Here is a 13861-nt window from a genome sequence, read left to right as displayed (position 1 = left end):
AAAGCGGCTTTCGTCTAACGGCACTTTTGCGGCGATCGCCACTTACTAAACAAACACTTTTAGAGAGCGGGGGTTGGTGGCATATGGCTTTCATCAAGGAATATCTGCGTGCCTTATTTACAGGAACGCAAGCAGCTCGCGCTCAAAGGACACAGTGATGGAAAAACTAAATCCTACACCAGGTTCTATAGTTACTTGTCGCCGTCGGCAGTGGGTTGTGCTGCCGTCCAAACTTGAGGACGTTATCCGCTTGCGTCCGTTGAGTGGGAATGAAGACGAAATCGCTGGGATCTATCGAGAGCTAGGGCTGGAAGCTATTGAATCAGCCACTTTTCCCTTACCTCAAGGCGATCGAGTACAAGATCATTGTGCTGCGCTCTTGCTGATGGATGCAGCACGTCTGTTGCTGCGGAGTGGTGCGGGACCGTTTCGCTGCTTGGGACGTTTATCGTTGCGTCCCCGTCCTTATCAAGTCGTTCCCCTGTTGATGGCGCTGAGATTAGAGACGGTACGGCTGCTGATTGCGGATGATGTCGGGATTGGTAAAACCATCGAATCTGGATTAATTGCCCGCGAATTGTTGGATCGGGGCGAGGCAAAGCGATTAGTCGTTCTATGCCCTCCGCATTTGTGCGACCAGTGGCAGCAGGAATTACGAGAAAAGTTTCATATTGATGCAATCGTAGTACGTTCCGGTACGGCTTCCAAGTTGGAGCGAGGAGTGCCGAACGGTTCCCATATTTTTAGTTACTATCGTCACCTGATTGTCAGTTTGGACTATGCCAAGGCAGAGCGTCGTCGTGCTAGCTTTATCACTCACTGTCCAGATTTGGTAATCGTGGATGAGGCGCATACTTGTACTCGTCCAGGCAGCAAGAGTACGTCCCAACAACAACGCCATCAATTAATCGAGCAGATTGCCAAGAAACAAGACCGCCATGTATTGTTGCTGACTGCCACTCCCCACAGCGGCATTGAAGAATCTTTTTTGTCGCTGCTAGGGTTGCTCCAGTCAGAGTTCGAGCATTTGAGTCTCGATCGCCTGACGAAAGAGGAGCGAGACAAATTAGCCAGCCATTTCGTCCAGCGGCGGCGGGCGGATGTCAAGCTGTGGTTGGGGAATGAGACACCTTTTCCAGAAAGAGAGTCGCAAGAACAGCCCTACAAGCTATCGAAAGAGTATCGAGAGCTATTCGAGGATGTCTACAACTTCGCTCGCGGTTTAGTAAAAACTACGACACAGGAGATGAGCTATGCCCAACGTCGGGGACGATACTGGTCGGCGTTGGCTTTAATTCGTTGCGTCATGTCTTCGCCAGCAGCGGCAGTGGCAACGTTGAGCAAGCAAATTGGGAGTCGGGGAGCGGGAGTTGGAAGCAGGGAAATTGAAGACTCGCCTTTGGACGAGGAACTGATGAGTTCCTACGTCTACGACCCTACAGAACAAGAACAATCTGTAGATGCTCAACCTACAGTGGCTGTGGAACAGGGACAGCAAACCTACAGGGATGCGGACAGAAGGCAGTTGAAAGCTTTTATCCAAGCCGCAGAGAAACTGCGGGGCGATCGCGATCTGAAGTTGCAATCGTGTATCGCCATTGTTGAATCTTTGCTCAAAGAAGGGATGAACCCCATTCTCTGGTGTCGCTATATTGCCACTGCTAACTATGTTGCCGATGCTCTCAAACAAAAACTAGAGAAAAAAGGTAGCCAAATTCGAGTCATTGCAATTACTGGAGAACTATCGGAAGACGAGCGGGAAATTCGCCTAGAAGAGTTGAAGTCTTATCCTCAACGAGTTCTGGTGGCTACGGATTGTTTGAGCGAAGGGGTAAACCTGCAATCGCATTTTAGTGCTGTTTTACATTATGACTTGCCCTGGAACCCAAATCGCTTGGAGCAAAGGGAAGGGCGGATCGATCGCTACGGTCAACCTGTCTCGAAAGTTAAAAGCTGCCTGCTTTACGGTCAGGATAATCCCGTAGATGGTGCAGTGCTAGAAGTCTTGATTCGCAAAGCCGTGCAGATCCACAAAACCTTGGGGATTACCGTTCCCGTGCCGATGGACAGCACTACCGTATCGGAAGCGGTGTTTAAATCTCTGTTCGATCGCGCTACCGATGCCGTGCAGCTGTCGCTGCTGGATTTGTTAGAGGATGAAGATTCTGCCGTCGAGCAAGTCCACAAGAGTTGGGATAAAGCAGTAGAACGAGAAAAAGCCAGCCGCACCCGCTTTGCTCAGCGCACTATCAAGCCAGAGGATGTAGAACGGGAATTGATTGACTCTGACGAGATTTTAGGCAACGAGCGAGATGTGGAGCGGTTCGTGCAATCTGCTTGCTCAAGCTTGAACTTGGGGCTAATCGAGAAAAAGCAGGGATGGCTGTTGCCAACACCACCGGAATTTCTCCAGCCATTGCTAAGCAACGGGCGGGCGGGTGTCCCGCCCGACATTAGTTGCGTAGGAAATAAGTCGCGGTTGCTAACGTTTACAACCCCTGCACTAGAAGGGGTGGAATACGTGGGACGAAATCACCCCCTAGTTGAAGCTTTAGCGCGTTACATCCTCGAAGATGCACTAGAAAACGCTAAAGATCCCAAAGCAGCGCGGTGCGGCTTTACCACGACGGATGCTGTCCTGAAGCGCACGACTTTGCTGTTGTTACGGCTGCGACACTTGTTAGATAGTCACAAACATCAAACATTGCTGGCGGAAGAGTGTGCCGTAGTTGGATTTACTGGTTCTCCGTCCGATCCGATTTGGCTTTCGCCCCAAGAGGCAATGTCCCTGCTGCAACAAGCTACTCCGGTAAGCGACGTTCCACAAGCCATGAAACAAATGGAATTACAGGAGTTGCTCAACAGAATCACCGAACTAGAGCCAGATTTGGAACTGTTTGCTAGAGAGCGATCGCACGAACTTTCTCAATCGCATCGGCGCGTCAGAGCAATTACCAAAGAAGGGCAGATCCAGGTTAAACCTCAGCTACCGATGGACATTCTGGGCGTTTACATTCTCCAACCAGGGCAGCGCAAAAGGACTTAGGAATTACAACTTTCGTCCAGGTGCAATCGCTTCTGTCTGGAATTATTGAATTTTTAATTTTGAGTTTTATGAAATCAGTAGCATCTACAATTACAGCCGTCCAAATTGAAGGCAACTTAATCGCTCCAGATCTGACTTCTCTGGTGCTGACGGGCAGTATCAAAGGACAAGCACCGGAGGATTTTGGTTTTGCCAAAACGGACAAGCTAGCAGACGAGATTGCTACTGCTTGGGGAGATGCCAAAGCTTACTGGGCGGCGTTTCAACGAGCGTTATTAAGGTTGGACGCGGACGATCCAGCGACAACGATTACCCGCGAATGGGCAGTGCCGCTGTTACGAAGCCTCGGCTACGACCCCGTTTACACTGCCAAAGCTGAAGTGGTGGAGGGACAAACTTATGCAATTTCTCATCGCGCCGAACCAGGAGAAAACAAGCCACCCATCCACATTATCGGTTGTCGGGTAAAGGTGGATCGGCGTCCCCCTAGCGGTACTCCCAGGTTATCAGCCCATGCACTGGTGCAGGAATATCTCAACAAGACGGAACACTTGTGGGCGATCGCAACTAACGGTTTGCGCTGGCGGTTACTGCGCGACTCTTCCTTGATGACTCGCCTTACCTATATTGAATTTGACCTAGAGCAAATTCTCAACGGCGAGAATTTTGCCGAGTTTGGACTGTTTTATCGCCTGTTCCACCGTTCCCGCTTGCCTCAAGGAATGGACGATGCGGATAAGTGCTTGCTGGAATATTACCATCAGCAGGCATTGCAACAGGGAGGACGAGTCCGCGATCGCCTGCGGGACGGTGTAGAAAAAGCTTTGATCCAGTTAGGTACGGGTTTTCTGCAACACCCAAATAACGAACACTTGCGACAAAAGTTTTCTAATAATTACGAATTACGAACTACGAATTACGAATTAAATTATTATCGTCAATTATTGCGGCTAATCTATCGTCTGCTGTTTTTAATGGTGGCAGAGTCGCGGAATTTATTGTTAATCGGAGAAGATAGAGAGAAAGAGCGAATCTACCGCGAATACTACAGCATTGAGCGACTGCGAGAGTTAGCGGAACGTCCTAGTTGGCGGCGGGAAGGTTTTCAAGATTTGTGGCAGGGATTGTGGGTCACTTTTCTGTTGTTTGATGAAAACTGGCGGGGAAGATTATTAGGATTGTCGCCTTTAAATGGCGATCTATTTGGCTCCGATACGCTGCCAGATTTAGGCGATCTTGCGATTGATAACTACGATTTACTAGTAGCAATTCGCCACCTGTCGCTGTATCAAGATAAAGAACAATTGCGGCGGGTGAATTATGGGGCGTTAGATGTGGAAGAATTGGGGAGCGTTTACGAGAGTTTGTTAGACTTTCATCCCCAAGTAACCCGTGACTCAGACTTCGTAACTCGTAATTCAACATTTAATTACGAATTACGAATTACGAATTACGAATTTAAATTGGTATTTGGGAGCGATCGCAAAACCACGGGGTCTTACTATACCCCACCCCAACTCGTACAACAACTGATAAAAACGGCATTAGAACCTGTAATTGAAGAAAAAATTCGTACTACAAAAGCTAATTACGAATTACGAATTACGAATTAGAAAAAGCATTATTAAGTCTAAAAATAGTCGATCCAGCTTGTGGTTCGGGACATTTTCTTTTAGCCGCAGCACGTCGTATCGGTAAAGAATTAGCCAAAGTCCGCACCCAAGAAGCAGAGCCAGGCAGCGAACCTTTAAAGCTAGCGATTCGAGATGTAATTCAAAATTGCATCTATGGGGTGGATTTAAATCCCTTAGCAGTGGATTTGTGCAAAGTGGCATTATGGATTGAAGGCTTTCCTGGCAAGTTACCACTCAATTTTTTAGACCACAGAATTAAATGTGGAAATTCCCTAGTAGGAGTGTTGGATTTGGATTGCTTGCAAGAGGGAATTCCCGATGAAGCTTATAAAGCGGTAACTGGTGATGATAAGAAGTTATCCACACAGCTTAAAAAGCAGAATAAGAAAGAACGGGAGAATAAGGATCAATTATCGCTGTTTGGGGATTTAGAACCCGAACGCACCCAGTATGCAGAAAGCTGGCGGGAGTTGGGGGAAATTGCTGAAACCACACCGCAGGAAGTGAAGGACAAGGAAAAGCGATATCAAGAGACTCGTAAAAATCAGAGGTGGTGGCAAGACTATTCTGCTTGCAATTTGTGGACGGCTGCATTTTTTACGCCGCTAACCGAACAGAATTTGCAATTGTTACCGACAACAGCAGTGTTAACTCAGCTATTGCGGGGGAATACGTCTACACAAGAGATAGTGGAAGCAGCGAATAAGCTGGCACAGGAAAAGCACTTTTTTCATTGGTGTTTGGAGTTTCCTGAAGTGTTTGAGGTTGGTGGATTTGATTGCGTGTTGGGTAATCCACCTTGGGAACGAATTAAGTTACAGGAGAAAGAGTTTTTCGCTTCTCGTAGTGCTGAGATTGCGAATGCTGAGAATAAGGCTGCGCGGGAGAAGTTAATCAAGGAATTACCGAAGAAAAACCTAGATTTAGCGCAAGCATTTGAAGAGGCGAAACATGATGCTGAAGCGCAAAGTAAGTTCATCCGCGAGTCAATGAGATTTCCCTTAACTGCTGTAGGTGATATCAATACTTATGCTGTATTCGCTGAAACAACTAGAAAGTTGATTTCTCCTGATGGCAGAGTTGGCGTTATTGTTCCTACAGGAATTGCTACTGATGACACTTGTAAAAAGTTTTTTGGAGATTTGACGCAAAAGCAGGCTTTAGCAAGTCTGTATGATTTTGAGAATCGAGATAAGTTATTTTCTGCTGTAGATAGCCGCATGAAGTTCTCGCTAGTCGCTATTAGTGGTAAGCCAATAAAACAAGGGAACTTTGCCTTCTTCCTCACTCAACCCAGACAGTCAGACAATCCAGCACGTCTATTTCAACTTTCTCCTCAAGATATTGCCTTACTAAATCCTAATACCCTTACTTGTCCAGTTTTTAGAAGCTGCACTGATGCCGAATTAACTAAAAGAATTTATCAAAACAATGAAATACTTTTACCCGAATCTCAAAAAGGTAGCCATACGGCAAGAATAACTAGAATGTTTGACATGAATAAACAAAGTGATTTATTTAAATCATCACAAGACTTAAAAATAGGATTTAAAGATCGATATGGATATATTTGTGTTAACAAATTAAGATATTTGCCCTTAGTAAATGGTAAAAGTTTTGATGCTTACGATCACAGATATGCAACACAAAAAATTAATAAAAATGCTCAAATTAGAACAGGCACTGCCGAAAATATAGCACTTGAGGAACATCAAAATATTAATTTTTTACCAGATAAATTATTATATATTAGCGAGGATCTAGTTGATCGATGGTCAAATGGACGTTTAAATCGAAAGTGGATTCTTGCTTTAATGAATGTCACAAGTAGTACAAACCATAGAACCGTAATCGCTTCATTACTTCCTGATGTCGCTACAGATTATTCTGTTCGTATTGTAATTTTTGAGCAACATCATGCTGTTTATGCAGCTTGTTTATTAGGATTGTTTAACTCTATAAGTTTTGATTATATTACTCGTCAAAAAATACAAGGACTTAATTTATCAGATTATATTACTTATCAATTAGCCGTTCCTTCCAAAGAAAAATTGTTAAATAATCAAAACTTTATTATTCCAAGAGTTCTGGAGTTAGTTTACACTGCCTGGGATATGCAACCCTTCGCCCAAGATATGGAATACGACGGCGAACCCTTCATTTGGAATCCTAACAGACGCGCACTATTAAGAGCAGAATTAGACGCATATTACGCCAAACTCTACGGACTCACCCGCGACGAACTCCGATATATTTTAGACCCTACTGATGTCTACGGTTCCGACTTCCCCAGCGAAACATTCCGCGTTTTGAAGAACAACGAAATCAAACAATTTGGCGAATATCGTACCCAAAGGTTAGTGCTAGAGGCATGGGATAGAATGTTTGGATAATTCGTAATTTGTAATTCGTAATTTGTAATTGAAGAGTCGCCGATTTCTAGCTATTTTTCTAGCACAGTGCGTTTAATGTTGCGAATTGTAGTAATTTAGTAAGTAGATGTAGAGCGTGGTCAACCTCTGTGAAAACTGATGCAATCTTTTATGAAATATTTAAAGCAATACCTAACATTTTCTTTGAACTCATTGGGCAATCTAATATCAACTCTAACGCTTATGAATTCACTGCACCAGAACTTAAACAAACAAGTCTGCGCTTAGACGGAGTATTTTTAACTCGCCAAGAGTTTTCCAATGAGCCACTTTACTTCGTCGAAACTCAGTTTTATAAAGACGAAGAATTTTATGACAGATTGTTTACAGGTATTTTTCTTTATTTCAGTCAATATCGCCCTCCCAATGCAGACTGGTTTGCAGTTGTTATCTACGATCGCCGCAGCAATGAAGCTACGCTTCCCCCACGTTATCGCGCTTTAGTAGAACCACATCTACGTCGCTTCTACCTAAACGAAACTGAAGAAGCAACAGAAGAGACTCTAGGTGTAAAAATCGTGCGCCTAGTAGTAGCAAGCCAGCAAAAAACCGGAGAACTAGCCAAACAGCTTGTTAACCGCGCTAGGGAGGAACTGACAGATCCCCTAATTCAGCAAAAAGTTATAGAATTTATAGAGATCGTCGTTGTCTACAAGTTTCCTAATATGAGCAGAGAGGAAATTGAAGCCATGTTAAATATAAACTTATTAAAAGAAACCAGAGTTTATCAAGAAGCTAAACAAGAAGGAAAATTAGAAGGAAGATTAGAGAAAGAAGTTGAATTAGTAACGAAACTCCTGCGAAAAGGACTTAGCATTCAAGAAGTTGCAGACTTATTAGAGTTAGATGTGGCAGAAGTCAGGAAAGCAGCACGAGAGTAGTAAACGTCTATTGTTTCGCTCCCAAATGTTAAACGCGAAAAAAATGAAGCTATGTTGAACGTAAACTTTATAAGAGGAACCAAGGTTTATCAAGAAGCCGCAGAAGAAGGAGAGCTGAAGGCTAAAGTTAAACTAGTGCCGAAACTACTGCAAAAAGGACTTAGCATTCAAGAAGTTGCAGAGATACTAGAGTTAGATGTAGAAGAAGTCAGGAAAGCAGCGCGAGAGCAGTAAAAATCTACTGTAGGCTAGCAATCGCATTTTATGAGATCGGACAGTAGGAATTTCATCGCCTAATTTGGGCATTATTAAGACAAGAATATCAGCCATTAGATTTGTTTCTAGGCTGACTCTTGAAACGAGTATGCCACAAGTTAAAATTTATGAAAATCCCTATTAAACTTCAGGATTTATTACAGCAAAATGAAAGTGCAATCGCAGCCACTAGCACGTTACTGAGTCAAAAGCTAGCGTTGCTAGATTGTACGGGAGTTGTCTCAGTCATCCCAGAACAGTTAGCACTTTTATTTACAGATATTCCTGAAAATTGGGATTTACAACAACTTGAAGAAATCATTGACTTTTCAACCCTGACTGAAACCTTTTCCCACCAACTTCAAGAGTGGGTTAACCAACGCTTAGGACGAACAACTACCATCCCTCCACAATCAGCAATTACGTTAGCGAAGCGGGGCGTAGCCCATTACGAATTACAAACTACAAATTATCTTGATATTTTTAATTTTCGCAACGAAGTTATTGACGACTACCGCCGCTATATTGAAAGTTTTCTAAGAATTCGCGACCCTAAAGTTAAAGAATTTGTCGATCGAGAATTAGAAAGGGGACAGCTTTGGAGCGATCCCTTGGTGCAACTAAACCCTACATACAAAAAAGGTGCAACCGTTACCGAATTAGTGCAACAGGGAGTTCTTCATAGGGAGTGCGATCGCTACTTTTCAAAAGACAACAAACCCTTTCAGTTTCACTACCACCAGCAGCAAGCATTCCTTACAGCACAACGTCAAGAACCCTACGTCCTCACAACAGGTACGGGTTCCGGTAAAAGCATGACTTATGTCGTGCCGATTTTTGACGATCTACTGCGCCATCCTGAAATTAAAGGAGTTAGGGCAATCTTGGTTTATCCCATGAATGCCTTAATTAACTCCCAAAAAGAAGAACTCGACAAGTTTCTGCGCCAGGTTGCCAATACCCACATTCGCGTCGAACAATACACCGGACAAGAAAGTTCAGCTAAGAAAAACGAAATTCAAGAAAACCCGCCCCAAATTTTGCTCACCAACTACGTGATGCTAGAGCTAATGCTCTCCCGCACTCACGAAGATAAACTCGTAGAATCTCCCAATTTAAAATTTCTGGTACTCGATGAATTACATACATACCGAGGAAGGCAGGGCGCAGATGTGGCGATTTTGATCCGCAAACTGCGGCAACGCTGCGGTCAGAATCTCCTGTGTATTGGCACTAGTGCCACCATGTCAACAGAAGGCTCCCGCGAACAACGCCGTCAGGTCGTGGCGAATGTTGCCAGCAAATTATTCGGCGTGGAAATCAAACCCAGCAACGTCATCGATGAAACTCTAGAGCGTTCTATTGGGCGTGCTGCACCGATCGCTGACGAACTGCGATCGAGCATCCTAGCAGGTTTACCGCCAGAGTCAGAACAAACTTTAGATGCATTCAGAACGCATCCCCTCAGCCACTGGATTGAGATGAACTTTGGTTTAGCAGAACAAGAAGGGCATCTGGTGCGCCGCACGCCCATTACATTAGAGTCGGGAGCAGCAACCCTAGCGGCACAAACCCAACTGCCGCCAGAAACCTGTTTAGCCGTCTTCAAACAGATGTTTCTCTGGGGCAGCAAAACAGGAGGACTTGCCTTTCGCCTGCATCAATTCATTTCTCAGGGTGGTAGCGTTTACTCCACAATTGAAAGTCGGGAGAAACGCATTCTCACTCTCGAAGGTCAATATACTACTACCGAAAACCGCCTACTTTATCCCCTCGTCTTTTGCCGAGAATGCGGACAGGATTACTACGTGGTGCGCTACGATGCCGATAAACAAAATATCCTACCGCAATTACCTACCGCCTTGGACATCAGTGCCGACGATGCCGATATTAGCGAAGGCTACCTGACCCTGGACGATCCAGGACTTTGGGATTCTAGCGATGAAGAAAGGCTGCCCGATTCCTGGTTTACCGAAACCAAAAGGAAAGGGCGCGTTCCCAAAAAGGACTATACCAAGTTTATTCCCCAACAGCTGCAAGTGCTGTCTAACGGTAAAGTCACAACTTCTCTGTTACAAGGAACTACCTGTTGGTTTATCCGCAAACCATTTCTCGTGTGTCTCAACTGCGGCGTAGTGCATGACGGACGCAAAAACGAATTTAGCAAACTATCGCGTCTTAGTAGCGAAGGGCGCAGTACCGCAACGACTTTGCTATGTCTATCTACCACCAGCCGCTTAAAACAAGTCTTCACGGGTGAGAAAGCTAAAGCCGCTAAAATTCTCAGCTTTACCGATAACCGTCAGGATGCCTCCTTACAAGCGGGGCATTTCAACGACTTCGTGCAAACCAGTTTCTTGCGGGCAGCACTTTTGGGCGCACTAGGGGCAAAGGGGCAACTCACCCACAGCGAGCTAGTCAGCGAAGTTGTCAAATACATGGGACTGTCTCAAACTGACTACGCCAAGCAACCAGCCGAGTTTGGCGTTGGTAAGCGGCGTAACGAAGAAGCCTTTCGCAAACTGATCGAATACCGCCTTTACGAAGACTTGCGGCGGGGATGGCGCATTGTCCAACCCAACCTGGAACAGTGCGGACTGCTGGCAATTGAGTATAACGGTTTGGAAGCAGAATGTGCGAATGAGGCACTTTGGCAAAAACACCGCCATCCCATCCTGTTGCAAGCTACTCCCCAGGAGCGTTTCATTGCCTCTCTTGCCTTTCTCAACCAACTGCGGCGGGAATTGGCAATTGATGCCAAACTTTTACAACCAGAACAACAAGACCAACTCAAAAGCGATATTTTTCAGGCAATTAAAGAACCTTGGGTGTTTGACGAAAACGAACAATTGCATAAAGCAACCTGGGCAAGCACCAGCTGCGGCAGCAACGAAAAAGCTAAAGTCAAGCTCACACCCAGAAGTAAAATTGGTCGATTTTTGCGCTCGCCCAAAGCTTGGTCGCTGCGAAGCCAACCCTTAACTGATGAGGAGTATACCAGTTTAATTGCTACCTTAGTTAACGCCCTGTGCGATGCTGGTTATTTGGTGAAAGAAAAATCTGAGGTACAGCTACGCATCGATTCTCTGTTGTGGAAAGCCAAGCTCCTGAGCGAAATCCCTCCCGATCCTTTAACAACTCGGCGCTTGCAGGGAAATGAAGACGCTAAAATTCCCGTTAACAGCTTCTTCCAAGAATTTTACCAAACCAATGCCTTTCAAATCCAAACGATGGAAGGGCGCGAACATACCGGACAAGTGAAGAACAAAGATCGGCAGGAGCGGGAAGAAAAATTCCGCAATGGTGAATTAGCCGCTTTGTTCTGCTCTCCTACAATGGAATTGGGAATTGACATTTCCGATCTGAGCGTCGTGCATTTGCGTAACGTTCCCCCCAGTCCCGCTAACTACGCCCAACGTAGCGGTAGAGCGGGCAGAAGCGGGCAGGAAGCCCTAGTGATTACTTATGCCGCGATCGGTAGCGGTCACGACCAATACTTCTTCAAACGTCAAAATCAAATGGTTGCTGGGGTTGTTGCCCCACCTAAGCTGGAACTAGCTAACCAAGATTTGGTGCAATCCCACGTCTACTCGATTTGGCTTGCCCACACTGGGGTTTATCTAGATGATTCGATGAACAAAATTCTGGAACTCGATCTCGATGGCTATCCTCTCAAAGAGAGCGTGCGTCGAGATTTAGCTTTAAGCCAGAACAAATTAGCAAACTGTCTGCAAGCTACCCAATCCATCCTCTCCGATCTCTTCTGCCAAGAAGACCTGCAAAAGGCTGACTGGTATTCTGTGAATTGGTTGCAGTTCACGTTAGAAAATGCACTTCATGTCTTCGATCGAGTGGCGTGCCGTCACTGGCGCAATCTCTATAGCGACGCAGTGATCCAATTAGACAAAGCCCGCGAAACGATCGACCGTTATGCTAGAGGCTATGCTTCCCAGGAAGAACACGATATCGCCAAAGCTCAGGAGAAAGAAGCATTACGGCAAAGAAGCTTATTAGTGGGATTAACCGAAAGCAAAAGCAATAGCGAGTTTGAATTTTATCCCTACCGCTACTTTGCCGCTGAGGGATTTCTACCAGGATTTAACTTTCCCCGCCTACCTGTTAGGGCATACATTCCCACAGGGGATGGTGGTGAATTCATTTCCCGCCCCCGCACCGTTGCTTTACGGGAATTCGCGCCCAGCAACATTGTTTACTACGAGGGTAGTAAATTTATGGTGGCAAAGACTAAAGTTCCCGTTAGCGGTATTGACAGCCAGTATAAACGGGCGAGCGTCTGCTTTAACTGCGGTTATTTCCACGAAGGCGATTCTCGCGATACCTGCGAAAATTGCGGTGCAAGAATTAAAGACGATCGCTACCAGAATATCGCTAAATTGACTCGCGTACTGCCAATGGAAACTGCGATCGCTCGCCGACGAGAACGCATTACCTGCGACGAAGAAGAACGGCTCAAGTACGGCTACAACGTCACCACCCACTTCCGCTACGCTAGTCAAAAACAAGAATCGGCAACCGTCCAAACTACCGAAGGCACGCCACTGTTGCGCTTAACCTTTGGAGCCACAGCGAAAATCTGGCGGATTAATCGCGGACTGAAGAAGAATATCGACGAGCGGGGATTTAAACTCGATACCAAAACAGGGTTCTGGGGCGATCCCAGAAACGATCGAGCGACTGACAGCTTGCATACGGAAGTCAATTTAATGGTAGACGACACTTGTAATATTCTAGTTGTCGAGCCTTTAAGCGTTCCGGCTGAGAACAGAGAAGCTTTTATTGCCACGCTGCAATATACCCTGGAAACAGCCATCCAAGCAGTATACAAATTAGAAGCCGACGAACTCGACTCCGAACGACTGGGGGAAGGTAAGTATTTGCTTTTTTGGGAAGCAGCAGAAGGGGGAGCGGGCGTTCTTTCGCAGCTGTTGGAAAAACCAGAGGCTTTTCAAAAAATCGCCGATGCCGCTCTAGATATTTGCCATTTCAAGCAACCCAAAGAAAGCTGCGTCCAAGCTTGCTATGAATGCTTGCTATCCTACAGCAACCAATTCGACCACGCATTAATCAATCGCCATTTAATTAAACCCTTGCTCGACCAATTGCTAGTAAGTACCGTTGTTGGCAATTTTGAGGGGATATCTCGCGAGGAGCGATATCAGCAATTAATGCAACAAACAGATCCTAATTCTAATTTCGAGCGAGTCGTTTTACAGGAGATTTATCATCGGGGATATAAGCTACCGGACGCTGCACAAGAATCAATTGCTGAAGCTGACTGCAAGCCAGACTTTCTCTATAAAACTGATGCCGCGATCGCTATTTTCTGTGACGGTTCGGTTCATGACAGTCCAGACAAGCGCAGACAAGACCAAATCGAGCGAGATAATCTCAGGTACAACACTGGTTATACTGTTCTAACATTGCGGCATGATGAGGATTGGGAAGCGAAGTTAGGAATTTTAGGAAGTCTCTAAAAAAACTCCCCCAGACAGGAGTTTCAAAGTCTGAGGGAGATTTGAGAAATTACAGAATTTGTTGTTAACCTGGCAACTAAAGATAGGGCAGGTCTTCTCGCCCTTGTCGCTCGATTGT

6 protein-coding genes and 1 pseudogene are annotated in these 13861 nt (G+C 45.5%); all 7 read left to right on the top strand.

Going from position 1 to position 13861, the window contains the following annotated elements:
- Positions 1 to 157: 157 nt before the first annotated feature.
- Complete coding sequence (locus H6G17_RS09040) at positions 158 to 3046, top strand: helicase-related protein (RefSeq protein ID WP_199316605.1); 2889 nt, start codon at positions 158 to 160, stop codon at positions 3044 to 3046.
- Positions 3047 to 3114: 68 nt separating this feature from the next.
- Complete coding sequence (locus H6G17_RS32540) at positions 3115 to 4659, top strand: hypothetical protein (RefSeq protein ID WP_199316604.1); 1545 nt, start codon at positions 3115 to 3117, stop codon at positions 4657 to 4659.
- Positions 4641 to 4835: pseudogene (locus H6G17_RS34580) on the top strand (hypothetical protein); the annotation flags it as partial. The gene H6G17_RS32540 and the pseudogene H6G17_RS34580, both read left to right, overlap by 19 nt.
- Positions 4836 to 4859: 24 nt before the next feature.
- The gene (locus H6G17_RS32535; RefSeq protein WP_242038301.1) at positions 4860 to 7073 is read left to right on the top strand and encodes a hypothetical protein; all 2214 of its coding nucleotides are present in this window, start codon (positions 4860 to 4862) and stop codon (positions 7071 to 7073) included.
- A gap of 128 nt (positions 7074 to 7201) precedes the next feature.
- Positions 7202 to 7993 carry an Rpn family recombination-promoting nuclease/putative transposase gene (locus tag H6G17_RS09030; RefSeq protein WP_192156314.1) on the top strand — a complete coding sequence of 264 codons (792 nt, stop codon included), beginning with the start codon at positions 7202 to 7204 and terminating at the stop codon, positions 7991 to 7993.
- Positions 7994 to 8044: 51 nt separating this feature from the next.
- Positions 8045 to 8227, top strand: a complete 183-nt coding sequence (locus H6G17_RS09025; protein WP_039718896.1) for a hypothetical protein — start codon at positions 8045 to 8047, stop codon at positions 8225 to 8227.
- Between the two features lie 149 nt (positions 8228 to 8376).
- The gene (locus H6G17_RS09020) at positions 8377 to 13743 is read left to right on the top strand and encodes a DEAD/DEAH box helicase (protein ID WP_192156312.1); all 5367 of its coding nucleotides are present in this window, start codon (positions 8377 to 8379) and stop codon (positions 13741 to 13743) included.
- Positions 13744 to 13861: the final 118 nt, after the last annotated feature.

The sequence above is a fragment of the Chroococcidiopsis sp. [FACHB-1243] genome (assembly GCF_014696895.1).
Taxonomy (GTDB): Bacteria; Cyanobacteriota; Cyanobacteriia; order Cyanobacteriales; family Chroococcidiopsidaceae; genus Chroococcidiopsis.
Note: the sequence above shows the minus strand (reverse complement) of the source record. Positions and strands in the feature narration are given on the sequence as shown.

Excerpts from the sequence above, each read along its gene's own strand:
- H6G17_RS09040 (WP_199316605.1), top strand. The coding sequence starts at position 158 with ATGGAAAAACTAAATCCTACACCAGGTTCTATAGTTACTTGTCGCCGT.
- H6G17_RS32540 (WP_199316604.1), top strand. The coding sequence starts at position 3,115 with ATGAAATCAGTAGCATCTACAATTACAGCCGTCCAAATTGAAGGCAAC.
- H6G17_RS09020 (WP_192156312.1), top strand. The coding sequence starts at position 8,377 with ATGAAAATCCCTATTAAACTTCAGGATTTATTACAGCAAAATGAAAGT.
- H6G17_RS09025 (WP_039718896.1), top strand. The coding sequence starts at position 8,045 with ATGTTGAACGTAAACTTTATAAGAGGAACCAAGGTTTATCAAGAAGCC.